At 39.9% G+C, this 26281-nt stretch carries 18 protein-coding genes and 1 pseudogene; 6 read left to right on the plus strand and 13 right to left on the minus strand.

Going from position 1 to position 26281, the window contains the following annotated elements; translation table 11 throughout:
* Nucleotides 1-127: 127 nt before the first annotated feature.
* From E0Y80_RS17875 to E0Y80_RS17900, 6 genes are all read right to left on the minus strand, one after another.
* On the minus strand, nucleotides 128-481 hold the full coding sequence (locus E0Y80_RS17875) for a VOC family protein (protein WP_156309045.1): 354 nt from the start codon (nucleotides 479-481) through the stop codon (nucleotides 128-130).
* Between the two features lie 200 nt (nucleotides 482-681).
* Nucleotides 682-1275 carry a hypothetical protein gene (locus tag E0Y80_RS17880; RefSeq protein WP_156309046.1) on the minus strand — a complete coding sequence of 198 codons (594 nt, stop codon included), beginning with the start codon at nucleotides 1273-1275 and terminating at the stop codon, nucleotides 682-684.
* A 602-nt stretch (nucleotides 1276-1877) separates the two neighbouring features.
* Nucleotides 1878-2249 carry a VOC family protein gene (locus E0Y80_RS17885; protein WP_156309047.1) on the minus strand — a complete coding sequence of 124 codons (372 nt, stop codon included), beginning with the start codon at nucleotides 2247-2249 and terminating at the stop codon, nucleotides 1878-1880.
* A 256-nt stretch (nucleotides 2250-2505) separates the two neighbouring features.
* On the minus strand, nucleotides 2506-2871 hold the full coding sequence (locus E0Y80_RS17890) for a nuclear transport factor 2 family protein (protein WP_156309048.1): 366 nt from the start codon (nucleotides 2869-2871) through the stop codon (nucleotides 2506-2508).
* A 526-nt stretch (nucleotides 2872-3397) separates the two neighbouring features.
* Nucleotides 3398-3739 (minus strand): hypothetical protein, encoded by a 342-nt coding sequence (locus tag E0Y80_RS17895; protein WP_156309049.1) that lies wholly within the window; start codon nucleotides 3737-3739, stop codon nucleotides 3398-3400.
* A 97-nt stretch (nucleotides 3740-3836) separates the two neighbouring features.
* On the minus strand, nucleotides 3837-4835 hold the full coding sequence (locus E0Y80_RS17900; RefSeq protein WP_156309050.1) for a S41 family peptidase: 999 nt from the start codon (nucleotides 4833-4835) through the stop codon (nucleotides 3837-3839).
* 491 nt (nucleotides 4836-5326) lie between these two features.
* On the opposite strand from E0Y80_RS17900, the gene E0Y80_RS17905 reads away from it, so the two are divergent.
* The 4 genes from E0Y80_RS17905 (at nucleotide 5327) to E0Y80_RS17920 (ending at nucleotide 11357) form a co-directional block, all read left to right on the plus strand.
* Entirely contained in the window at nucleotides 5327-6625 is a 1299-nt protein-coding gene (locus E0Y80_RS17905; RefSeq protein WP_156309051.1) for a DUF389 domain-containing protein, read from the plus strand.
* A gap of 633 nt (nucleotides 6626-7258) precedes the next feature.
* Nucleotides 7259-8248: an NAD(P)H-dependent glycerol-3-phosphate dehydrogenase gene (locus E0Y80_RS17910; protein WP_197091661.1), complete on the plus strand. Its 990-nt coding sequence runs from the start codon at nucleotides 7259-7261 to the stop codon at nucleotides 8246-8248.
* Nucleotides 8245-10500 carry a glucosylglycerol-phosphate synthase gene (gene ggpS, locus E0Y80_RS17915; RefSeq protein WP_231596094.1) on the plus strand — a complete coding sequence of 752 codons (2256 nt, stop codon included), beginning with the start codon at nucleotides 8245-8247 and terminating at the stop codon, nucleotides 10498-10500. Before E0Y80_RS17910 ends, ggpS begins: the two co-directional genes overlap by 4 nt.
* Nucleotides 10501-10511: 11 nt before the next feature.
* Nucleotides 10512-11357 carry a mechanosensitive ion channel family protein gene (locus tag E0Y80_RS17920; protein WP_156309053.1) on the plus strand — a complete coding sequence of 282 codons (846 nt, stop codon included), beginning with the start codon at nucleotides 10512-10514 and terminating at the stop codon, nucleotides 11355-11357.
* A 331-nt stretch (nucleotides 11358-11688) separates the two neighbouring features.
* Here the strand turns inward: E0Y80_RS17920 and E0Y80_RS20820 are convergent, their stop codons facing one another.
* The 6 genes and pseudogenes from E0Y80_RS20820 to E0Y80_RS17950 form a co-directional block, all read right to left on the minus strand.
* Nucleotides 11689-13551, minus strand: coding sequence for a cobaltochelatase subunit CobN (locus E0Y80_RS20820; protein ID WP_394350247.1), 1863 nt, complete (start codon nucleotides 13549-13551; stop codon nucleotides 11689-11691).
* Nucleotides 13528-15696, minus strand: a pseudogene (locus tag E0Y80_RS20825) (cobaltochelatase subunit CobN); the annotation flags it as partial. The pseudogene E0Y80_RS20825 and the gene E0Y80_RS20820, both read right to left, overlap by 24 nt.
* Before the next feature lie 2 nt (nucleotides 15697-15698).
* Nucleotides 15699-16034, minus strand: coding sequence for a DUF2149 domain-containing protein (locus tag E0Y80_RS17935; RefSeq protein ID WP_156309056.1), 336 nt, complete (start codon nucleotides 16032-16034; stop codon nucleotides 15699-15701).
* Nucleotides 16018-16572, minus strand: coding sequence for a MotA/TolQ/ExbB proton channel family protein (locus E0Y80_RS17940; RefSeq protein ID WP_156309057.1), 555 nt, complete (start codon nucleotides 16570-16572; stop codon nucleotides 16018-16020). Before E0Y80_RS17940 ends, E0Y80_RS17935 begins: the two co-directional genes overlap by 17 nt.
* 13 nt (nucleotides 16573-16585) lie before the next feature.
* A complete protein-coding gene (locus E0Y80_RS17945) occupies nucleotides 16586-18871 on the minus strand; it encodes a TonB-dependent receptor plug domain-containing protein (RefSeq protein ID WP_197091663.1) in 2286 nt (761 codons plus the stop codon).
* Between the two features lie 350 nt (nucleotides 18872-19221).
* Complete coding sequence (locus E0Y80_RS17950) at nucleotides 19222-19548, minus strand: hypothetical protein (RefSeq protein WP_156309059.1); 327 nt, start codon at nucleotides 19546-19548, stop codon at nucleotides 19222-19224.
* Between the two features lie 394 nt (nucleotides 19549-19942).
* Here E0Y80_RS17950 and E0Y80_RS17955 point away from each other — a divergent pair, with 394 nt between their 5' ends.
* The gene (locus E0Y80_RS17955) at nucleotides 19943-22132 is read left to right on the plus strand and encodes a hybrid sensor histidine kinase/response regulator (protein ID WP_197091664.1); all 2190 of its coding nucleotides are present in this window, start codon (nucleotides 19943-19945) and stop codon (nucleotides 22130-22132) included.
* Nucleotides 22133-23103: 971 nt separating this feature from the next.
* Here E0Y80_RS17955 and E0Y80_RS17965 read toward each other — a convergent pair.
* Complete coding sequence (locus E0Y80_RS17965) at nucleotides 23104-23511, minus strand: nuclear transport factor 2 family protein (protein WP_156309061.1); 408 nt, start codon at nucleotides 23509-23511, stop codon at nucleotides 23104-23106.
* Nucleotides 23512-25106: 1595 nt separating this feature from the next.
* Between E0Y80_RS17965 and E0Y80_RS17970 the strand changes: the two genes are divergently transcribed.
* Nucleotides 25107-26237, plus strand: a complete 1131-nt coding sequence (locus E0Y80_RS17970) for a spondin domain-containing protein (RefSeq protein ID WP_231596099.1) — start codon at nucleotides 25107-25109, stop codon at nucleotides 26235-26237.
* Nucleotides 26238-26281 lie beyond the last annotated feature (44 nt).

Below are 26281 nucleotides of genomic sequence, written 5' to 3' on the forward strand. Positions count from 1 at the left end.
ATATTGGAACATAGAAGTGTGCCGTTCGCTGATCACTTCCATTTCCTCCCTTGCATTTGGACTTTAATGCAAAAAACATTATATCTGCAAATTTTTTACAAGGAAATAATTTATAGATATTGACCTTTTACTGTGACCATACGGCAAGTTCGTACCCGTCTGGGTCAGCGAAATGAAATCGTCTTCCACCTGGGAATTTGAATATGTCCTTTACAATGGTACCGCCATTCCTGATCACTTTTTCCTTGCTCGATTCAATATCTTCGGAATATAGGATGACAAGGATGGTCCCAACTACCGGATCTCCCTTGGTAAATCCGCCATCAAGGAAATCTCCTTCAAATGCCGTATAGCCAGGTCCATAGTCCGTAAACTTCCAATTAAAACAATTGGAGTAAAAATCTTTAGCTCTACCTATATCCCGGGTTAAGAATTCGATGTACTGTACCTGTTCATGCTTCAATTTGTTTTTTTGTGCCATTATTCAGATATTTTGATTTATTGATCGATTATTTTTCACTTGCTCCCAGTTCATTCCAACAGCGCCTGTTTCCAGGGAATATTTTTTCCTGAGACTGGATTTTGTCCCGTCTCGTGCAATTGGGAGGGGTATGGTCATTGGATGAAGGTTCAGTCAGCTTGCGAATGGAATCCATGTAATGGGAAAGATTTAAGTCATATCTACCTTATAGCCTTACCGTCCGCATCGAACATCTCTATGCTTGGATTTCCGAGGCTATCCACCTTTAATATGATCCGGGGAATTTCTTTCCGGTCCTTGATCACCAGCGAGGCATTACCGTTTTCGGTTATTAAGTTAATTCGGTTTATATTATGACCAGGTCTTGCCGCCGGGTCCTTGTCATTGATAATCATTCCTGCCCTGAAGTAATCGTCGTTTTTGTTATCCTGGGCTAGAATTCCTACTGCATCGGCATTCTGGTAATCAAATGCTAGGGCATTTAGATTGGTCTGCTCATTGTCTGTAATTGCAAGTCCCCCTCTTTCATTTCCTTTCCTGTCGTAAAAAATCAGGCCCGCAGGTTTGTATGCCCTCTGAAAGACTTTGCCTCCGATGATGGGGTCAGGGATTTTTTCTTCATTGGACAGCACGATCCTGTTCCTGCCTGAGGGATCCTTGATATCGATCCTATGTATGTCTGAAATGTTAGGCCATCGACTAAGAAGGAGGTAGGACACTGCTGCCAGCAGGATGATGTTCAAGAGAATGAGTATACCAACTAATGAGCTGAAAGTCCGAACAGGTTTTTGCATAATTGAATGAGATATAGAATAAAAGTCAATTTTTTTTAATTGATAGTTTTTTACCTCCTTAAAGTTAGGAATTCTATTTTTCTTTTCATCATGATTATGTGTTGTCGATTTAATTAGGCAATCTTATTGGAACCATTTCTCGACGAATCGTATCTTGTTCCAAATTTTAAACGAGCCGATTCATGTTTTTAAAGTTTTCAACAAGTTTGAAAATACAATTTGTTACTTAATCTTTCATGGAAGTTATTAAAATAAAAATTTTTTCAATAAAGGTCTCCAAGTTGTATTCAGATAAAAATTAAATGGGATCAATCGAAGTGATAATTACTACGTTTAACAATATACTATCAATTGATTCCTTTGACGAACACAAAACTTTGGAAACCTATTTTGGCAATGGTGCGATGACTTTTCAGAAATACATGATAACCCTTACAAGCCTGATTTCGAGTCAATAGTGTCATTGCCAATTACGTGCTATTGAATTTCGCGTGCAAGATGCGTGGAAATGTAACCATTCACCAAAGGTTAATCTGCATGAGATAGCTATAGATGCTATTTCCTGATCATTGAAATACATAGATATGGAGGAAAATCAATGATTATTCATTACGCTGTTGGAGGTTGAAAACTGTACCTGAAGGATCCTGAATCCAGTGCATCCCTTCTGGTAGCTCTTCCAATTCATCACAAGTTTCGACACCCCTGGACAGCAAGTAATCTGTAGTCAGCGCAACATTTGGGACAGTAAGTTGTAACCAAGTTTCCGAATGGGTATAGTTATCGACGCAATCCAGCCAAATCACATTCTTTCCGAACTGTACTTCATGTGTTCTTGAGATAGTAGGATTGTTGATGGCCCTTTCTGAAACTTCAAGCTTCAATATATCTCGGTAAAAATCAACAGTTTTCTCATATTTGGATTTAGGAACTTTAATCGCAATATTGATTCCTGCTTCGAATTTATGGTTCATAAATAATTTTTATTTTTGATAGAATATTTCCAAAGCCTTTGCAGCTTCTTATCCAGCAAATATACCAGTTCGGTATCTATAGAATGCTTGTCATAGGACAAGATCGTTATTGTACTCAGGATTTTTCTTCCCTTGATTTTTCAAAGCATGTTAGCAAATAAGAGTGTTATAATACTCTATCATTTTCAAAACCTGGTTAAGAAACTAAATATCTTGACTGTCCGACATCTTAAATTAATGTTTTCGTTAAATAAAGTTAAATTGAAATACCACTTCCTCCTACAACTTTTAAACCCTCAGGAAAGCTTTTCCAAAAGCGTATATATCTAAATAGTTCATCAAAAGGCTGGTTGTTGTAATTTCCCTTCAGATTTATTTTTAAGGTAACAACAGCTAAATCATTTATAATATTGAGGCGTTCAAGAGTTGGAATAAGCTCAACTATTTTTAGATTTCCACTACGATATGTTTCTAGATCCATTTCTTTGGTGATGGTTTCACCGCTCGGTAGCATGAAAAGTAAATCATTGTGCAGCAAATTATCAAGGGTTTCTATATTACCGCTTTTCATAGCCTCATAAAGTTGTTCTTCAACATTAAGGATTTTGTTTCTTAGTATCATGTTTTTGTATTAATTTTTATTTATCTGATGTCTGTCGCTGAAATAAGGTGATCGCTAATTGAAATTAAACACGATATAAACGTTCCATTTTGTATTTAGGACAGAATCAATTTTATTCGGTAGTATTTCTGCGTGCTGGTGTTTTTACTGTCTATTTTTTATGCCCTTTCCAACAACCATACTTTAGCTTAACCTAAGATAGCGAAGAGTTCTTTTACCGAAAAAGAATTTTCATCGAAATAATTTATGTCCGGGGGTTTTCGTACTTCTTCTAATTTGAGGATAAGAAGTTCCTTCTGCTTGGAGGTTCCTTTAAAGGCTTCAAACATTGATGGTGAAATTACCAGATAAAGAACCTAAGGAGATTGAGTATTGATGGTAATTTTCCATTAAAAGTTCAGAGTCATTTTGTAAAGTTGCCATACGCTGATTCTGACTAATGTAGATTATTGACCTGTACAGTGAAAAAGCTGAGTTCCATATTTGGCGGTTTTAATTTTAGCTTTCAGATTTATTCCAATGAAAATTACCTTTTAGGGAGATCCTGAAGTATAAAATCAATCCAAAGCTCCTCTTTTTCCTTTATAGGGAATTCCGGGCTGAAGCCTGTCCTGTCAATGGGATTTTTGTCGGTCCAGCTCGATTTTTCAGGAGGTATGTAAAGCTTGAATCCCTGATAGGGGAGATCGGTAGGGATGGACATCCCCACATAGTCCATCATTCCCAAGGAGTTCTGCCCATAGGTCACGACCTTTTCGCTCTGTCGAGTTAGGTAGATGAAGAATTCTGTAGAACTACCTGAAAGGCCGTCAAATACCACAGCTACCTTCTTGGGCAAAGGAAGGATGGTTTCTCGTGGAAAGTTCACACTAGGTATATACAGGAATTGGTCATTTGAAAGGGAGAGCTCATTGTAGGTCCTGCGGTAAGCATCCATTGTTTCCTTTGGAAAGTACTTTTTGAGGTCAGGTGGGTATGGGGCTGTTGACGTAAGATTCCAGATCGGCAATTTTCCTTGATGAATTTTCCTTGGAAACCCTGAGGTATGAACCGCCCTGGTCAATCTGGTCCGTAGAGATATAAGGGATAAGGCTGGTCCATCCCGATCCGCCACCACCATTGCCCCTAAGGTCAATGAGCAGGTATGGTGTTGTTCTGATCGTTGAGTCATTAAGCGCGATGAGGCTTCCAATCTCCCTGTCGTTGTTCTCGAAAGTTGGGATCTTCAGGTAATTGAAGTCGTGGTTTATTTTTTTGAACATTAGCCCGTTTGAATTTTCCTTCCAGCTTTTGACCTCCTCCGATTCCATTGTTGTTAGTAGAGCATTCTCGCGTATCCAGAGCTGCATGTTCCAGATTTTCAGAAAGTTTCCGACTTTCTTTGCCGGTATGTCAATATTTAATTTCCTGTTGTAAAGGGATGCCGAATAGGAATTTCCTTGTCTTGCGAGCGTGAAGTATACGAACCCCGGGGGATATTGATCGGTGGTTGAAGCAACCTTGACTCCCCAGAAAGTGTCTTTCCCATTTTCCATGATCGCGATCTTCGAGCCATGTGGATCAATCCATATTCCCTCAATAGAATTTTCATTTTGGCCAGTTAGAAGTTCTTCAATCATCTTACCGTCAATAGGGATCACGACGCTGTCGGGCATAGCACTGTATTCGATCCTGAAATGTTTGTCATAGAAAAAGTTTACGTATTCCTTTAGCAGCTCAAAACAGGAATCCGGATCAGTGATCAGAGCAGATTTGGAAATAAGACGTTCCTTAAGAGCATTATATTCCACGTTTCTTGGCTGTGCGACCTTATCGGGAAATCCGGCATAGTTTTCTTCCACTTTACTGATGGTCATAAGGATATTTGCTTGACAGTCGCATTTTTCGGAAGCTTTAGAATAAAATGCACCCATAACAAATGTGGTGAGAAGTATCCTTTTGAAAATTTTAAATGCCTGTCCCATAATGATTTGAATATGTTATGAAATATACAGTTTTTATATTTAAGTTGCACAACTTTTTTCCAGCTGTCCCACTGAATCCCAAATCAATCTGTAACCTTCGCTAACAATGGATACGATTTATATATGACAGTAAACACAGCCATTCGGCGGTATGTAGTGTCAAAGAATTGGGAGGTCTGGCAAAAATGGAAGTGAAAATCAGAATCTACATGACTAGTTTAATCAGGTGGTGTTTCAGCCTTACAATTCCGGTTTCGAATCCTAAAACGTATTTGGATGGAACCAGTTCAGCGGGTTAATCAACAGCTAAGTTTACTTATTAGCTTTGAAACTATAGGACTAATTTGAATGCGGCTTATTTCGAAAAGAAACCTTAAATATTTAAATGTGAAGCTAACCCGCTACGCCCTGATAAATCTTTTGTCTCTTGTAGAGAACTATGAAATAAGTATCATAGATTTGATGCTATATTCTGCAACAATCTTTTATATATGATTAAAATTATTCGTTTTTTCAACCTACATTATGGAGAGGACGAAAAGGACAGGGTACTGGAAAATGTTATTTCAAATATTTCTTTCCGAGGTGCTAATCTCTGGGTGTTGGCTTGTGCTATCGTCATAGCCTCTGTCGGACTGAACGTCAATTCTACAGCGGTGATTATCGGGGCCATGCTTATTTCCCCTTTAATGGGACCTATTGTGGGGGCTGGGTTCGCACTGGGTACATATGACTTTGAATTATTGAAGAAATCTGCAAAAAACTTAGCTATCGCTACTGCGGTTAGTTTGTTGGTATCTTTTTTATATTTTCTATTAAGCCCATTTAAGGAGGCTCAGTCGGAACTCCTGGCACGTACTTCTCCCAACATCTATGACGTACTGATTGCATTTTTTGGAGGTCTGGTTGGAGTTATTGCCATTACTAGGAAGGAAAAAGGCAATCCAATCCCAGGTGTGGCAATTGCAACTGCCCTAATGCCACCACTTTGTACCGCAGGTTACAGTCTTGCAATTGGAAATATCAGTTATTTTGGAGGAGCAATCTACCTTTATACCATTAACTGTTTCTTTATTTGTATCTCTACTTTTCTGATCGTCAAACTCCTTAAATATCCGAAGGTAAAATTTGTAGATACCCTTCGTGAAAAGAGAATTACACGAACGGTCACTGCACTTATTGTCATTATGCTTGTTCCTAGTTTTTATCTGGCCTATAGTCTTTTGCAGGAGCGTAAGTTTGTCCAACAGGCTAATGCTTTTATTGAAAATGAGTTTACCGATAAAGGGTATACACTAATTTACGAAAAGACACATTTTAATAATAGAGCCAGGAAAATTGAACTAGCATTTCTCGATAAGAGGTTTGGCAATGATGAGATAAAAGATCTTCAAGGCCGTTTGGGCAGTTATCGTCTGGAGGGAGCAGAATTACTCATCCGTCAGGACACTAGCGACCTGAAAGGAGATATTCTTGCAGAAATACATAAACAATCGCAACATGTTTCGGAAAAGGACATTATTATCCAGAACCTCCGAAATGAGCTGGCCGGATATACATTTAAAGATAGGGAAACCATTAAAGAAATTACCGCACTTTACCCTGACCTTGCACCCTTCTCTATTGGGAAACAGACCGTTATCGTGAATCCCGATAGCAGCTTCAATAGAACTGTTCTGCTTTACGATTCAGATAAGCAGCTTCCTAAGGAACAAGAAGAACGCTTGTCTTCCTGGCTGCGTGTGAAACTTAAATCAGACAGCATTTTAGTCATACGAAGCATAAATTGATTTTACGGGTTGATTTTACCGTGTTGTCTTGACTTATGGCAAGGGTGGGACAAAACCTGTTGTTAGCAAAATAGTTTAATAGTAGTCCCAGTGAATATCTTTCTATTTTATAATTGTCGATGGACATTTTTGAGGATTTTGGAAATTTCCTTGCTGGGCAGCTAGTTTTCCTAGGAAGATCCACCCTTAAGAAATAATCGAAATAGATTGCGAATGACAATATCCCCAATCTCCTGATTTGTGTGCAGTATAATGATGAACCTTACTAATGAAGTAAATGTGGATGCTGTATCGGCCATGTTCAAACAAGTTACTCATAGGACACTTGTAGACCTAAAGAGTGCATCGACCCTAGACATATGTTGGGAGTTGGACATTTGAAGGTACAATATTAAGGCCCTATCGGAATCAGAAAAATAAAACTGCAGCAAAAGATCTGGGTCTGGTTGTAGGATCCCTTCAGATTATCTTCGTTCTTTTCGATGATATCAAATCAGGATGCATTCCCTAAAAATGTACTTATTCTTGTGCAAAATTTGCTTATTAGTTTATTTTTTATTACTTTTGTTGCTCATTAATTATTTAACTGCAGGATCCAAACCTATATTCTATTCTGCAAAAAATCCCCAAAGATTGATTGAAGTAAGTGTTGTTGGTGGTGGAAGTTGGGCTACTGCTTTAGTAAAAATATTGACCGAAAATAAAATCCCAACCTATTGGTACCTTCGAAGAAAGGAGCAGGTTAAGCACGTTCTGGAACACGGAAGTAATCCAAGGTATCTTCCGCAGGTCAAGCTCGATCCATTGTTAATCTTTCCATCAGATAACCTGGACCAAGTTTTATCTCGAGCAAAAAATATCATTTTTGCTGTTCCAAGTGAAGCTCTGCAACTTGTTTGTAATGGCCTTGATCCTTCCCTTTTTAAGGATAAAATTGTTTTATCCACGATCAAAGGAACTGTAGGGAAGAAAAATGAAGTTCCTAGCAGCTATTTAAGCAGAACATTGAAAATACCATTGACTCACATCGCGTCACTCGCAGGACCTTGCCATTCTGAAGAAATTGCAGAAAGCAAACCAACTTACCTAAGTTTATCGTGCGTAAACCAGATTACAGTTGATAAGTTAGGTGTATTGTTTAGAAGACCTTACATTCAAGTTCGAAGTAACAGCGATCCAATTGGGGTTGGGTATGCCTCTATCTATAAGAATGTATTGGGTATAGCTAGCGGTATGGCCAAAGGTTTAGGTTATGGAGATAATTTCATGGCAGTACTGATTAGCAACGCTTTGTTTGAAATGCAAAATATCCTAGAATCTATACCCGGTGAGCAGAGAAATATGTTAAATTCAACATATGCTGGTGATCTGTTGGTTACGGGATATTCAAACAACAGTCGAAACCGACGTTTTGGAGAATTGATAGCTCAAGGCCACTCGGCAGAATTAGCTGTGAATAAATTGGGAATGGTTGCTGAAGGATACGGGGCAGCTCGAGGACTTTTTGACTATGCGAACGAGCAAGGGTTGAATTTACCCATACTGGAATCTATCTATGAAATCCTATACCGAAACCAATCAGTCGAATCTAAATTTAAGGAATTGGAGGAAACATTGATATGATGCTATTAGCTACAGACTTAGACGGAACATTTCTAGGAGGGTCAATGGAAGATCGCCTAAAACTCTATCAGATTATTAAAGAAAATAAGGATATCCAATTGGTTTTTGTAACAGGTCGCGGATTAGAGTCAGTTATCCCACTGTTGAACGATCCAACGGTTCCTACGCCGCATTTTATAATTGCCGATGTTGGAGCTACCATCTGTGACGGTTCTACTCTTACCACGATCGACTCCATTCAACATGAAATCGAAAGCAATTGGCCCTCGGTGTATGAACTTCAGGAGGCTTTCTCGGGGATTCCTAGCTTGGTTTACCAACGTGTGCCCCAACAGCGCCGCTGTTCGTACTATTACGATTTAAGCACCGATCTTGCTAAAGTTCGTGAAATTGCCGAAAAAAGAGGTTGCGATGTGGTCACCTCAATGGATAAATATCTGGATATACTTCCAAAAGGTGTAAATAAAGGAAGCACACTGAAAAAGTTAGTAAGTCATTTAGGCGTACCTGTCAACAGGGTGTTGGTAGCTGGGGACACTTTGAACGACCTTTCCCTGTTTCAAACAGGATTTCAAGGTGTTGTCGTAGGAGAGTCGGAAATTGCACTTCTAGAAGCGACTGAAAGCCTATCGAATGTATATCAGGCACGCCATGCCGGTGCCGGTGGGATTGTTGAATCCATGAAGGAAAGCAAGGAATTTGCAGCCTATGTTAATGATTTCATTGAGGAACCACTTCTTCGGCAAACTTCAAATGATCGACAGCTAGTCATGGTTTACCACCGACTTCCCTACGAACGTATGATGGTCGATGGAAAACTTCAACAAGTTCCTCCGAAGAGTCCAAATGGTATAATTCCTTCATTATTGGGGCTCTTTGAAAAGGGAAGGCCCGGTATTTGGATTGGAGAGGAAGTGGATATGGGAGATGGGAATAAGGATGTGAGGAAAAAGGTTGACATCGATAAGTTCCCCAACCTTGATGTTTCAGCTATCTCACTTTCCCAAAAGGATATTGATAAATTTTATAGGGTATTCTCCAAAGAGGCATTTTGGCCAACAATATTTTCTTTTGTCGATAAGGCTAAATTTAACCATTTGGACTGGGAACATTATTTGAAGATCAACATGTTATTTGCTAAGAGGATAGCTCAGGAAGCCGAACCTGAAGCGTTGGTGTGGATTCACGAATATAACCTGTGGATGGTTCCATCGTTCTTGAAAACTATGCGTCCAGATCTCAAAATTGGGTTCTTTCATCATACGGCTTTCCCTGCGGCTGATATTTTTAACACAATACCATGGAGACGGGAAATCATAGGAAGCCTACTTATGTGTGACTTTATCAGCTTTCATATTCCGCGATATGTCGAGAACTTTATCGATGTACTTCGCAGCCATACTCCGTTTAAGCGATTAAAAACGATAAATGTTTCCAAACAATTTCTTACATACAGCATGGCACTTGGTGTTGAGGAGATGACCAAACTAATTTCGGTCGAAGGTCGAACGATCCGATTGGGTGCCCAACCGGTTGGCGTGAATTATGGGCTGATTGAAGGTTTGTTAGCTAAAGAAGAAATCGCTAGACGAATTGAAACCTACAGGCTGGAGGTAGCGAGTAAAGAAATGAAACGTATCGTGTCTATTGAGAGGATGGACTATGTAAAGGGGCCGCTAGAAAAGGTACTTGCTTTCGGACAATTTCTGAAGGAATACCCAGAATTTCTGGGAAAGGTCGAACTGATCAACGTCTGTACCCCACCATCAAAGGGCATGCGTATCTATGATAAGATAAGGGATCAGGTTAATCAGGCAGTGGGAGAAATCAATGGTAAGTACGCTACATTGGACTGGACGCCCATACAATATTTCTTCCAGGCCCTACCATTTGAAGAGGTTCTTATTCAGTATGCCCTGGCAGATGTGGCATGGATTACACCTCTACGCGACGGTCTGAACCTAGTCTCCAAGGAGTTTGTCGCTACGCAAGGACTCTTGAAACAGTCAGGTGTTTTGGTTCTTTCGGAATTTGCGGGAGCATCGGTTGAACTACCCTATTGTGTCCCCACAAATCCATATGATCGCCGGAGCATGATCGAGTCCCTACATCATGCTCTTACCATGCAGGAAGATGAAGCACATTTGCGGATTAAAAGGTCCTTACAACAGATTAAACACTATGACATTCATTACTGGGGGGAGGATTTTGTAAGCGAACTTGAGGAGAGTAATAACTCTAACGAAGTATAAAATTAAAACAAATGAAAGTAGAACAATTGGAAAATGTAGAAGGTAAAATCGAAAAATTTGTAGACAGTGCTATTGCGTATGCTCCCATTATAATCAGTTCATTGGTTTCAGCATCACTGGTGCTGTTCCTAGGCCTGTGGTTGATCCGTATGGTAAGAAATCTCGTGGATAGAATCTTTATAAAGCGTAATGTTGATCCAAGCATCCGAACATTTCTTGGGAACTTGATCAACTGGACCTTAAGAGTCATCCTGTTTATCGTGGTTGTAAGCCAATTGGGAGTTCAGACCTCCACATTTATTGCAGTAATCGGTGCGGCAGGATTAGCGGTCGGACTTTCATTACAGGGGTCGCTATCAAATTTTGCAGGAGGTGTGCTGATCTTATTGTTCAAGCCATTCCGTGTGGGCGATTATATTTCATCCTCCACAGGTGTGGACGGAACGGTGAAGGTAATCGATATTTTCAATACAAGACTGGTTACTCCACAAAACCAGCTTGTCATAATTCCAAACGGAGAGCTCTCGAATAGTAATATTACCAACTATACTGAGCTCGGGACACGAAGAACTTGGTTTGATATCGGCGTGTCGTATGATGCTGACTTACGGAAAGCTAAGGCGATCTTATTGGACATTATCAATAAAAACGAGCATGCATTTTCGGATCCGGCACCGGATGTGGTGGTAACGAACCTCGGAGATAGTGCTATCAATCTTTCTATTCGGGTTACCACAAAGAATGAAAATTTCTGGGCAATGCAGGAACAGCTTATCATCAGCTGCAAAGAGGCCCTGGATGGAGCAGGTATCGAAATTCCTTTTCCGCAAACAGACATCCATATCAAACGGAATTAAGTGGAGCATGATTACATTGATCATCATCAATCTGACTTTTTTCAAATCGTAACAAATTATCATTTTTGATGTGTTTGCAACAAATAAAACATCTAGCTACTTTTTCATCCGGGTGAAAAAATGTATTAAAAAAATAAATTTTTTAAGGATCAGGTTAAATCTAAATCCCACGTTGCAAAAGGTTTGTTAGGATAATTTGTCTCTACGTAATTGGATGTTAAAGAACCTCCAGTTACATCATTTTTCGGATGTTTGCTCCGCTAATTATACCCATTGCCTTTAAAGCCTACCTATTCAGTGAAATTTTTCCATCTCAGATTATGCAGTTTTTCTAGTTATTGGACCATGCTCTAAATAATATCCCGATCCCAATAATTCCTAAGAATAAAATCAAAACTGCCAAGTTTTTATGATGGATGTATTTTGAATCAGATTTCAGGCTTATTAGTTTCTCCTCTTTCATCCTGTAGCCTTTTAAGGAAATCTTTGGCGCTTTTTGGATGGATTTATTTCGAATAGCGTTCTGGGCGATTTCAGAAAAATCTTTTTGTCCTATTTTTGAAGATATATCCTTTTGCCGTGCATCTGGTCTATTTTGATTCATGGCCTTTTGCACTGGATTTGTAGCATTTGAAGAGCTGTTGTGAATTTTACCCAACGCTTGCTGTAAGTTCTCCAAGGCATTTTTTTGAAGATCCGTTGAGGCTGTTTTCTTCATGAAGTCAACCAGTTTCTCATTGCCACAAACCTGATCCGAGCAGGTTAAACCAGTTTCTTCCACCGTTTCCAGGTAAACATCCATCAGACCTGACATAGTCTTTTGATCTGGAGTCCATTTATCTTTTCGAATGACTTCCATCATTCTGGCCAACATTTGCTGATAAGCATATAGATTTCCGGATTCTAAAAACTTTTCCTTAATGTCCAAACCATATTTGTCATTTACATAGACATTGTTCCATTCTTCCCAATCTTCTGATCGGATAGCATGATCCGTTGTAGCCTGCCATCCCCACATATTATCTGCTACCTGACCGATCATTCTCGCTCCAGCATAGCCCTCATCTAGCATTTTCTTTATCCACTCGGGATTATAATACCTGGAATTCAGTTCCCGTCCTATAAATTTATCCAATGACTCTTGCTTCATATTTCCCGGATCTGTCAGGTTGCTGATCATAATATCGGGCTCTGTTCCGTCAATTTGCTTTATTGCTAAGGTCATCCCTCCCAGATACTGAAATAGATCATCATTATCCAAAGCACCATAAACATTCGTTGAACGACTGTGAACGACTGCCTTAGTTCCTGAAAGAGCCTTTTTGAACAATGAAATTGCCAGATCTTTTCCGGTAGCCTCTTCAATCGCCTGCTTTCCTTCGCCCCAAAAGCCCTGACCATAAAGATGGCTGGCCCTATTAAAATAGACATCGGCAATTTCTTTGCCGCCTTCCCATTTGTCCGTTGCCTGGACGGCATCATCAACACCCAACCCATAACTTCCGGACTCAGATGAAAATAACCTGACCATAGCCAACCTTTTGATCAAGTTGCTATCTTTTAAGCCCTCGTTATTTAATTCCTGTATCGCTTTGTCTACATGGATTCGAATGGAATTGTCCTCTTCAGTGGACCGATACACTAAGTTAATAGCTTGGTCCATAAGTTGCATAAATTGTGGGAACATATCTCTGTAGAGACCGGATGGAGTGACCACAACGTCAACACGTGGCCTGCCCAATTCCTCCCTGCTTATCAGTTGAATTCCTCTGACTTTTCCAAATCCATCGTATTTTGGTTTTACTCCCAATAGATTCAGGATTTGTGATTCCATAATTCCCTCATGCCTTAACGTCTCTACTGACCATAAATTGAAGGCTACCTTATCGGGAAACTGACCATTATGTTTTTGTAAATAATTCGATATTAATTCTTCTGCCAGTTTTTCTCCTTCTGCATAGATTCCTTGTGATGGCATTCTGGATGGATCAAAACCATAAAAGTTCTTACCGGTGGGTAGGGCGTCAGGGTTTCTTAAGGGATCATTCCCTGTAGCCGGACGAATAAACTTTCCTTCCAGTGCATCCAGCAAACCTTGCATCTCCGCTGCTCCACTCGCCAATATTCTGCCTTTATATTCTTCGATTAATTTTTCCCTTTCGCTTTCGTCGATTTCTTTTAAACGGTTGACCATGGCTGTTGCCGTCAGGGTGGCCCGGGTGGTATCTGGGGAAACTCCGAATGTATGCATGCCCATTGGAACTTGTTTTTCGTTGATCTCCTGAAGATAATGTTCCAATTTTTGAATATTATCTTCCTTTAGTTCACCATCAAGGTTCAGATCCCGATTCAGATTGTTCTTAACCAAGGACTGATTGATTTCTTTTAGATATGCGGAGGACGTTGCCGGACTTTTTTCTTTGGCCAGATTATAGTCATTGATCAAGCCTGCTAATTTTTTCAATTCCGGTCTTAAGCCAGACTCTTGAAATGAAGGTGTCAAATGATCTATAATGACTGCCATTCCTCTTCTTTTGGCCTGAGTTCCTTCACCAACATTATCCATGATGTATGGGTTTATATTGACCATACCTCCAATCAGTGCATCTGATGCATCTCTGCTGTCTGCCCCAGCTTCTCTGCCCGAAAGCCACTCCAAGGTGCCATGGGTTCCTAAATGTATCAAGGCATTGGTTTTGAGTTGGTGCTTTTGATAGAGGTAAAATGCAATGTATTGATGATGGGGGGGAAGATTGACATCATGGAACATCGCTTCTTCGTTTTCTTCCCAGCCTCTTGCCGGTTGTGGCATAAGGTGCAATTTTCCATAACTAATCTTGGGCAATACAAAGTATGATTCTTGATGCTCGTCCTTCCATACCATGATTCTGGATGAATCCGGAGATCCCCATTTTTTGATGACAGCTTGTTGAAATTCCGGATTTAATTCTTTGAACCAGCTTTTGTAGGTTTCTATATCTACCAAAGCCGGTTTATTTTCTTTGACTAATCTATCCAGCTCTTGTGGTGCCCAGGTGCCTATATTTCTTCCTCCAGACATAATATCGTCAAATATTCTGTCCATATCCGGAATTCTTTCACCCAGGTCATAATTATTTGCCTGCAATCCCATAATAATGCTGTATATGCTTCTGGGCAATACATTTAAATAGCTGGCACCTATATTATGTTTTCCGGGATGTCCGTTTTAATAGATCAACGTTATATCCTTGTCTGAATTGTCTGTTCGCCGTAATGCCGACCATGCTTTGATTTTTGCCGCCAAATTGGAAACACGATCTTTAAGGAGCGTTTTTTCCGTGTAAATTTGGTTGTTTTTGTCTTTTTTGAGCTCCTGCGTACTTACCACGGTGGGTTGGATTTGTCCCATAATTTCTGGACGGACTAGGGCCATCGTGCGGTTTCCAATGGGAATTCCAATTTGACTTTTATCCCATTCCGATTTTGACTGGCTCAAACTGATGGCATTGATGACTGGAACCCCAAGCTTCTCAAATGCTCTTGCCAACTTATCTGGAGCTCCTCCTGGAATTGAAGAGAAATTGACCAAAACATCTATTCTTGATTTTCCGGAAGGATCTATGCAAAATTTCTCAATCGGTGCTTCCAAGGGAAACCCAAATAATATGATCGGTCTAAATCCATTTTGCTCTATCGCTTGGGCATACTCTTTCAAATAATCAATCTGACCCGTGACAATTTCATATCTGAATGTATACAAGGCTATCCAAGGTTTCTCCTCGTTTGGAATATCTTGAGCAGAATTGAAAGTTTCAAAATCACTGTATACCTTACCGTTTTTCCAGTCAACGATTCCGAATTCCGGATAGGTTTGCGGTTGCGCATTCGGGAAGGAGGTTCCCAAATGTTTATTAGTCAGATGAAGGACAAGTTGTTTAATGTTTTGAGGGCTGGGATTTTCAAAAAACTGATCTATTTCCGCATCAAAACGCATTCCCCAGCTTTGATATTCCTTTGCGGCAGGTGTTTCGCCTACTGCATAAGCGAATCCGCCCTTTTCTACAATTTGCATTAAATTTTCACTATATCTTTCTATTACCTGTCCTATATGTACATAGCAAACCGCTATTTTTGCATCTATTAATTGATCTTTACTGTTATTAACTGTAAAAACCTCAAAGTGGTTCGAAAATTCTGCTGATTCGTTCAACAACTGGATTGCATCGGCTACCGGTTTGCTGTAATTTTCAGAAACCAACAGCGCAATCTTCTCTTTCTCTTTTGCGTTTTGAGCATTTAAAGTTTGTGAAATACACAATAAACAGGTCAGTAATAAAACTAAATATTTGAACTTCATACTTATTCTGGTACATATATAACCTGACCATCATCCAGTTTATAGGCAGTTCCCAATCTTTCTCCCTGGCCAGAGGCTTCTTCTGGAGTCAGTTTCTTGACTTTTATTTCCTTGCTCTTTTTCGTGATAATCTCCATTTCACCATCTTTATTTTTCTTGGTCATGGTCATTTCCGTAGCGGGATCAAAAAGATCCAACACGTTCAATGCCGACATTAATGCCATAATCATCGCTACGATCAATACAACACTGATGTCAAATAAATTAGCTACGCCACTTACCGGATCCTCCAAAGGAGTCTGTGCCTGACCTGACCTATTCTTATTTAATAACTTCATGGTCTACCTCTCTTAATAATTTTTCCAACTTTGCCTCACAAGCCAAGAAATCCTTTGACAGCCATTGTTCTTTTTTCAGCGTAATCATATAGGCTATGATTCCACAAACTAATCCAATTATCGTTGCTGTAAAAGCCGAGGTCATGTGCTTGGCCATCGCGTTCATGTCCCCATTTGATAGGGTAGATAAAGCCTGGCCCATGGGAATCAAGGTTCCAACCAATCCCAACGATGGGCCAATTTTGATGATCGCTCGAATGCGGTCAAGTTTGCCATTTTCCTTTTTCTCCCAGCTTTGAATCAGTTCAGTGAGTTCAATGTCAGCTTGGTCTGAATTTATCAATGATGAATTGATAGACTTACTATGGTTGCGAAAAAAGGTGTTGACCTTAGATCTTTTCGATACCTGGAAGGATTCATAAATAAATTCCCCCAATGACCAAGCAATCCAGCAGACCATGAGGAGCAGACCCAAATAAACCGGGACATAAAGCCAATTTGCGATCGCGAATAGTATTTTTTCAATTAATAGAGTCATTTTAGATGTTTATTTATTTAAGATTATAGTTGATGCCCAGCATTATAATTCTGCCTGGAGCATAATAATAACTGGTGGGGGAGGTGTAGCTCCCGAAATATTGTTTGTCAAAAAGATTATTGACCGTGAAATTCACAGCATATGGACCAAAGCTTTTGGCGAGTTTAAAGTCAATCAAGGATACTGCAGGCATTTGTTTCTCATTGCTGTTCTCCAGGTCGCCAAAGAATTCTCCTGTAAACCTTCCCCATAAACTAGCATGAACTATTCTCGGGTTGTCATATATCAAGGCTGCAGAATATATATTTCTGGGATTGTCACCCATTTCATTTCCTTCATATTCAGGATTTGTTTCATACTTTAATATCTTGGATTGATTGAGGAAATAACTGACCTGTGTACTTATTCTAGAGTTAATTTGATATTTTGCAGATCCCTCGATTCCCCAGAGCTGTACTTTTCCAATATTCCTGTATTGCCTTACCGGCAGATTGCCCGGGTCAAAATAGGAGGGAACCTCAGATTTATCAATCATCACAGCTGCTAAGAAATCACTGTATTGAGACATATAGGCCGTTGCCGAGATATCCAATCGTTTAAATAATTGCATATCTGCCCCCAGGTCCACAGAATAGCGCATTTTTTCGGGTTTTAATTCAGGATTTCCAAAACGGAACGAAGATCCTATTGGTGTTGCATTAAACATATAGAATGAAGCTGGAGCCCTGAATCCAGTGGCATAGACCGAACGTAAGCGCAGGAAATCCGTAACCTGATAGGTCAACCCAACCTTTGGCGTCAAAATATTGGATTCAGCATCATCATAGTTTATTTCGGTTATTGATTTAGATAAGCTATCAAAGAAATATCCATTTCGGTTTGCCCAATGGTCAAATCGGAGACCTAGATTTGCGTGCAGGTTATCAAAGAACCGAACGTCATCATTGACAAAGAAAGATATGAAATCCTGGCGTCCGGAGAAATTCTGCGTGCCATTTGCTTGATAGTTTTTCTTGGATATAACTTCAGTAAATCGAAGATCCGCTCCAATACTGATGTCATGGTTGGCAAAAGACCTGCTTAGTTTCGCAATCAGGCCATATGTATCCAAAGGAATGGATGAAATATATTTTAAATCATTGAATTCACTATCATTTGGGTTCCAGGCCAAAGAAGAGGTTGAACGGTTTTGTATATTGTAATAAGCAACAATATCATGGACAAATGGAGCCTTATTGTTGGTATATCTAATCTGATAATTTCCAGATGTTGAAGACTCATCAAAAATAGTTGAAGTACCGGAAATAGGTTCTTGTAAATTAAGGTCAGCAGTAGCTGTTAGCGTTCCGGCACTATTGAAATCATAGGAAACCTTTGTGTTCATATTAAAGAGACTGGATTTCGGTTTTTTATAATGGTCCATCCAAATGCTGTCTGCAATAAATTGATAACCACCTGTCGTTTTGTATTCAGCAATGGCCATAAATCCTAAATTATTATTGAACCTTTTTCCAATTTTAAGGCTGCCTTGAAAGGTTCCATAGGTGCTATATCGAAGGTCTGTTCCTAGAGTCCATTTATCGTTGGGCTTTTGGGTAACCAAATTGATGGTTCCACCCATTGAACTGGAACCATAAATGGAAGAGCCTGGTCCTCTGACCACCTCAATTCGTTCTATTCCGTTTGTTGCCACGCTGTTCCATTCAGATACACCACCAGTGTAGGAATCATTTATTGGCACACCGTCCTTTAAGATCAAGGTTCTATTGGCGGCTCCTGTTCCGCGAAGAATAACCCCTGTATGCGTACCTGTTGTACTCAGTCCCTTCCCTCGGTTGACCATTACCCCCGGAATATATGATAATGCTTCATCAATGGTCTGGATCTGTTGAAGTTCAGGAGCCCCTTTTTGCAATATCGACACGCTTGAAGAAATCTTTCTTATCTCTTTAGGGAGAGTAGATGCTGTCACCGTTATGGTGTTTAGGAAATTAGCCTTTCCTTGCATGGTCCAAACGTTGCTTTCCTTGATTCGGTGGTTATTAAGGTTGATAACAAGAGGCATATATGCCTGGTGTTCACACCTAATTATTCGGTCCAAGGGATATATTACCGAAAATTTTCCTTTGGCATCCGTTTTTTCTATGGCCATGTTTCCACCGGTAAAAATACCTGCTCCCTGGATGGGCCGGCCCAAGTAGTCCACTAGTTGTCCCGAAACTAATTTATTCTGCTGTTTACTGTTCTGTGCAAGAGCTCCAGAACTAAATAAAAACACTAAAATTAGAATTGTACCCATGTAGGTGAATGTGACATTAATGGGGTTAAATTTCTTTATTGAGGGTAACATGGTCGATTATTAGTTGTTATATAGTTTAATTAAATGCAATTATGTTGCAATAATAAAAATGAAATATTTTAAACGCAACAATGTTGCATAAAAACATTTTAACAAAGCATTTTTAGTGGTTTTATACTCTTTGGAATATAAAATTCATGGGAAATGAGATTTAGGAGGAAGATGGGGAAATCAATTTCAGATTGGATTGCAAAGGCAGCCTATTCCAACGAAAAATAGGTGTTTTAGGAAGATTTTTCTTTGAACTTGCTCCAGTACAGTCCACGTTACCTAGGTTTCGGGACCACCTCCTATATGGATACAAAATGTGAGAAAGAGATTGGATGTAGATTGATAGGTCTCAAGCTATTAAACTGCTCTTTCAGGAGGTACTCAACTATTGTTCCATCTACTTTGTTCCAACTATAAATGAAACCCTGGCTTTCATAAAATGGGATATTGAGCCCTAACTTAACCTCCATTCTGGAGAACGAAGGAATTCCTGAAGTTCTGATCGAGATTTTCGTGTGTGGATATTGGTGATTGGCCCTATCTTTTATGTTGGTTTTCAGGCTTTTGAATATCGACGGGATCCAGAAGAATAAGGCTAAAAAAATCAAAGGGTATCGAGCTTTCATGAAATGTATTATTTAATAAGACTTTGTTATTCGTCCCGAATTTTATCAATATAACCGGCACTGAACCGAATTTGATTTCTGAAGAAATTTTTGTAGGTGAAAATTCAATGCTATAAGGGATTTGCTAGTTAAGTATTTATTTGAGTATAGGTATTATGTGACCTTATTACCTGATGTTAGGCACCTTCTAACGATACAGGGAATCCCGTATTCTTTTCTACTTGATAATTTTTAGGTGTAGGCATGGAACTTTGTGGGTGCCCAATGGAATGGCAATTACAGGTTAACTTTAATTGGCACGTGTCCGACGGAGCTAATAAAATGGCTATAATTTGTTCAAAGGCCTAAGTGGCTAAGGATTGAGACCATCTCCAAATGGAAAATGTGTGTTTTTATGAGTACCTTCGCAAAAATAAACGGGCTCCACACTACTTTAATATCCTTTGAAATGAATCCCAAACTATTACGCACGATCCTCCTAATTACCTTAGGAACCGTATCCATTTATTTGATCTGCATAACGGCGTTTGGCATCCGAGAACATAATAGATCCGAGAAAATCCTCAAAGAAGCCTATGGTCTTGCGGAACAGCGTTCCGATGGTCTTTTCCACCTTTTTGCTGCTGTTTCACAAGCGGACAATCTATTCAGGCTCTATGCCCTGGACATGAAAAGGGAATCATATCGCCATTATGCAGAAAAAGTGACCAGAATAGGTAGTCTCCTGGACTCCTTGATGGAAACGACCCCATTTTCTGATAATTTAAGGCAAAATGCCATTGAGTTTCAATGGCAACGGGAAAGTGCACAGAGATATGCTGTACTTAAGGCCGATCTGGATAAGCTCATTCTCGCACTCGGAGATTCTGTGGAACTACCTGATGGAAAGCTCTCTCAGGAGCCGCCGGTTGTTCCGATCGGAGCTGATTCCCTTGTCGCCATGCTATTACTGGACACCACTTTTACCATTAGCGCCGATACATTGATTAATAGGAAGGAAAATCTTCTGAAAAGGATTTTCAGAGCAAAGGACGATACTATCATTACCAAAGACAACGCAATCAGGATAATTGACGATCGGGTACTGGCAGTCAGGAAAGTGGCGGAAAGGGTACTGGACAGAAATTCACAAGTTTTCAAGAGTGGCTTTACGGACCTTTCAAAGAGATATAGAATTTTGCGGTTGAAGGAACGGGAGATTATAGGTTCAAACTATCATTTGTTAGCCAGCATTAGGTCTACGATGGAGGAGATAAGGGAATATGAAAAAGCAGGGGTCATCCAGATCAGCAAGTCAGGGCTCTCTCTGCACGAGAAAGCCGGGGGGATGCTGAAGAAGAATCTTAAATTAGGATCGGCAGCAATGGTACTTGCCCTTTGCTTTCTTCAACTGTATCGGATCAGAGCGAACCAATATGAAAAGCAATTAAGGATTGAAAGAGAGCATTCCGAAAGTATGGCCCTTCAAAAAACTGAGATATTGACAGTGGTTGCCCATGATGTTAGGGCCCCGGTTAGTTCACTCATTTCGTTGATTAATATCCTCCTTGACGAAAAGGTTATCGGTCCTGGAAAATTAACTCTTTTAAAGGAAATCCGAAGTGATGTTGAACTGGTGGGCAGAACAATGGAGGACATCCTTACGCTGGAAAAAATGGATGCCGGAAAATTTTTTCTATTCAACGACTACTTTTCACCTAAGCTGCTTTTGGAACAAGTTGCCGAGATGCACGCCCATTCTGCGAGAAATAAGGGATTATCCTTGGAAATGTCCTTAGATATTCCAGCTGGAATGGATGTTCTGGGGAGTGCCCCCTTAACTAGACAGGTTGTTTCTAACCTGGTTGGGAATGCGATACGATATACAAAAGCCGGAAAGGTTGAATTGTGTGCCCATTATCATTCTAAAGAGGATAGGAAATGGCTCGAAATTTTGGTGAGGGACACGGGAAAAGGAATAGATCCCGAACACCAAAAAGATATTTTTAGAAGATATTTTATGGCCTCAGGTTCAGCCGGCAATGGGGGCTTTGGCTTAGGTCTCTATATATGTAATACCATGGCAGAGATCATGGGTGGTAAAATAACCCTCTTAAGTGCGCTTGGGAAAGGATCCGAATTTAGATTCAGTGTTCCCCTGCAGAAGGTTCGTAGCAGAAATTTACCAATTGAATCCTATACAAAAAATGATTTGCCAGATGATCTTCATCTGGTGGTTATTGATGACAATTTAATCACTTTATCGTACATAAGGACTTTTTTCTCCGATCGAACTAAAATTTTTACGTTTTCAGATCCTTGCCAAGCCCTAGACCACATTCAGTCAAATATCCCGGATTGTGTGATAACCGACATTTCAATGCCTCAGATGGACGGATGGTCAGTCCTACGCGAGATAAGGGAGAATGAAAATACAAGTTGCGTACCTGTAATAAAATTTACGAGTTCGACCTCCCAAAGTCTTGATTTCGATGATATAGAAAAAAAAACGTATAAATTTGATGGAAGTTTAGAAAAACCGATCGATCAGCAGAGGTTGTTTACCCTTCTGATCGCTATGCAAGATAGAAAGAAGGGAGAATAGGCTTGAAACCACCTTCTCGCCAATATTCTCAATTCATAATCTGTTTCTATTATTGCCTCCCGAATATTTGTGGTACAGAAAGGATTAAATTACGCCTGTTCAGATATTGCAACTTAGACGCATCAAGCTGAACTATTCAAACAATTTTCAAATTGAACGGCATTTCCCAACCTGATCAATATGATCTGGGGTTGGCAAGATGCTGCCAATTGCTTCAAGTTATGTCGCTGGTTTCTAGGAAAAATACATAATCCCCGAACCTGCTTTAAAAGGCTGGGGTTTAGATCGGGATTACAACATGCTTCTACCCGTAGCATAGAGGATTTTTCCAGACTAGATGTTCAAGGAAATGAACAATGGGATAAATGAACTGGTTATACAACCATTAATGCAGCTCTTTATTACCACCTCAAAGGAGTAAGGCTTTCTTTGAATGCCAATAATATACTTGATAGGTATTATTATCTGGGAGGTTTTGACTATACCCGAGGGTTTGTCGGAGCTCCTAGAAATTTTATGTTTTCGATAGCATATAATTTTGATAAACCTAATTAGCAGTAGACCTTCAGGACATTCAGCCCAATTTGACTTATTAATTTTGGATAGAATCCAAGAATGCCGTTTTGAAAATGGGTGAGAAAGTAATCAGGATGCAAAATGGCAAGCAGACCCCATGGAGCTCAATGAAATAGGAAAGGTTCTGAGTTACATCCTTCGAAAAACTATATAAAAAAATTAAAGCAGTATCCATGGAATGGATAGAAGGCCAAATCAGGACACTCCCCAGCGGTTGGCAGACCTCGTACATGTTTTTATGAAATCGGCATCTGAAAAGAGACTCTTATTTCCCCAAAGGTCCAATTAGATTCTTGGGCAGGGGTAGATATAGCCTTCCAAGGTGTCGATGGATCTACATCGGGTCACATTTTCCTAAAATTTGAAATCACCCCATCCACAATGGTCCACTGCTATTAACTTTCCAGTTGTGAATTGAAAAAATGGTCAATTTCATACTGATCCTGGGGAAAGCTGAAAATTTCCCGGATCTTTCCGTCCTGGATCTTCCATAATATGCACAACATGGTATTGATGGTTGGATTTTTACCCTGGTTGTTCCAGACCCTGTGACAGTCTATTATATGGTCATCTGAAAAGCCTAAGACAATTCCTTCAGACATGAAATTGAATTCAGCCAACTGATCCATATATTCGATTATTTCCTCCATGCCAGATTTCGTACCGCTCAGGGGATGTCTTCCGGGGACGTTCCATTTTACTTGAGAATGAAGCACCTCTCTGATGACACTTATTGACCTTAAAGAGTAGGCCTCAAAAAATCGGTTAATAAGGACAAGGTTCGGGTGGTTGAATTCTTTCATGATAATTGTCTTTAGATATTTAGGGAGGTGATTCCTGATGTTTTGAAACCGTACCCAGATCTCGAAATTAAGCAAACTCTGTAAAAAAAATGTTGCAGTCAGGAACTTTTTCTTGTTTTAATAGCATTTTCTGTTTTAAAGAATTGGCGAACTATATAAGAGGTCATCCATAAAACTAAACTAATACAGGTACTTAGGAAAGAAGGCAGGAAGGGGCATTCCGTGGAAAGGTAATTGAATCTAATCTTCAGTCTGAACCTTCATCAATTGAATTTTTCTCCATTTTGTGAAGGCCTCACCCCAGAAATATCTTTTGATTGGGTGGACTTATCTCCCGAAAGATAATTTTCACTTTTGCACTCACCATAAGATCTCCATGCCAGGTCTAAATACAATTATGGAAGACCAATAATTTTAAAGGAACCGTTTAAAAAATTAACCTGATTTTTTGGAATGATAACAACAGTATATGAGATCTAAGATTAAATACTTTTCAAAAAATTATAGCGATAAACCAGAGGTGTCTCGACAGTTTTTTTCGTAGATATAAATTATTTGATGAGTTACAGAAATAAACAACGTTATTAATAAATATAGGAAGCCTAAGGGTAGGTTAGGGTTGTGCTTTTTCAATTTTCTTGAAATAGGCCAACAACAAAGGAAATAACATCAAGTAGAAAAGGAATTTTGTTGGCCAAAGATGATAATTAAGACCATGTGCTATGATCATTCCCAACAGAATCATAAATCCAAGAATAATAAATGATCTTATGTAATTTCTTACCAATGATTTCATTTCTTCCTTGGTGAAGCTAAAGTATTTAGAACAATCTTGTTTTCCCACAATCTAATATACAACTTAAAATTATAAATTTCCATTTCCCTATCACTAGCTAGCTGGAGGTATGGAAAATACCTTGAAATGGGCGATCCCTGATTAATGCCTCAACCAATCATTAAAAGTTTTGCAGCACCATCTATAATAAAAACATAAATAGGGATGTATCCCTTTAAGTCATATTTATATATCGATACAGGTATGGAAAGAAATTAGAAATTAACCCTTTTAACCTATTTTTCTCTGAGGAGGGATCAACAACACCTATTTCATTCAGTCATGTCTAGAACCCATTAGTTTTTCTCGTGTAAAGTGTCGACTGAACGCAAGTAGGAGTTCCAAGGGGAATTGATGGAAATCGTATTCGTAAAAGTTGAAATGGAAATAAATTTAGGAATGTTCTATTGATGCCTTAGTAGGCCAGGGAGACCTTAAGATTTTCAGATATAAGATAATCGTACGTCTAATTGTGAATTATGGAAAGGAATCGGGAAATCTGGACAAGACATCGGGAAATGACGACATTGCCCGTTAATTTAACTGAGGCTAACTTTGATGTTATATATATTTTAACACAACAATTATGAACGCAAACAAGAAAATCAGGCATATATCACCATATTCTGTGTTCTGTGCCTGCGGGCTTGCGACGCTGGTTTCATGCAATGATGATCATATGATTCCGCAACCTGAGTCTAACACCATCACCATTGAGAACGTCCTTGACTCAAAACCTCTGGTGCAGTCAGGAACCTTCATGGGAACAGGTACACCACCGGTTATCTTACCAGGACAGTCCGTTAGCATTGAGTTTCATGCCGGAGCTGGTCAGGCATTGTCTTTCGCTACTATGTACGGTTGGAGCAACGACCTGTTCTTTGCACCCGAAAATCCCGGTATCAACCTGTATAATGCAGACGGAACTCCCGTTACCGGAGATGTATCTTCGCAGATCAAGCTATGGGACAATGGTACGCGTATCAACCAGGCTCCGGGGATGAGCGTGATGCATCCGGGGACAGCCGAATCTACACCCAAAAATATATCAGAAGTGAATGGTACAGATGCCCAGGGCAATATGTATCTGGCAGCATCGCAGTTGATGAAAGCCACATTGGCCTATCATGGCAACTCCCGCTTTACCCTTACCCTTAAGAATACAAGTGGTGGCACCGCCAATGAAACACCTTTCAGTCCAGGTGTATGGACCGTTTCCTATGCTCCGGGCGGGGACATTCTGGATAAGACCCCTATCTATGCCGAAGGCCAGCCATCTGTAAACGGACTTACCAATATAGCAGAAATGGGAGATAATTCTGTACTTGATGACCATCTTCAGGGAATGACCGGTATCTTCACGCCGCTATCTCCCGTACTGGTAGTTGTATACTCCGGAGATGAAAACCCTTTTTATAAAACCGGGGAGAAGGACCGTGGAGAGGGGCTCAGCGATCTGGCACAAACAGGTAATGCAGAAATCCTGGCCGGGAATCTTGAGAGCAAATCCGGGGTAAAGAAAGTTTATGTGTTGAAAGAGCCATCGAGCACCGTCCTTCTTCCAAAAGCAGGCGGCGCTTCGGGAGGTAAGGTTATGCAGCAATTGGATGTAGTGAAGGGAGACAGAATAGCCCTTGCTACCATGTACGGACTGAGCAATGACTGGTTCTATGCGACCAAAGGAAATGGGATCGATGCCATGAAGAAGGGAGATGTTTCGGACCAGATATCCTTATATGACAATGGAACGAAAAAGGACCAGTACCCTGGCGCCAATATCCGAATGGACCTTCCCGGCATGTCTTTGAGAGAAAGTAAAGTAATCGAGGAAGTTCCGAATCCCAATGCTTTTACGACATTGCCTCAGATTGTAAAGGTTACGCTTAACTAAAAAATGTTTTGTGAACGGGTTTCTTCCAAAAGGGGAAGCCTGTT

This window comes from Sphingobacterium endophyticum (assembly GCF_009733535.1).
Lineage (GTDB): Bacteria > Bacteroidota > Bacteroidia > Sphingobacteriales > Sphingobacteriaceae > Sphingobacterium > Sphingobacterium endophyticum.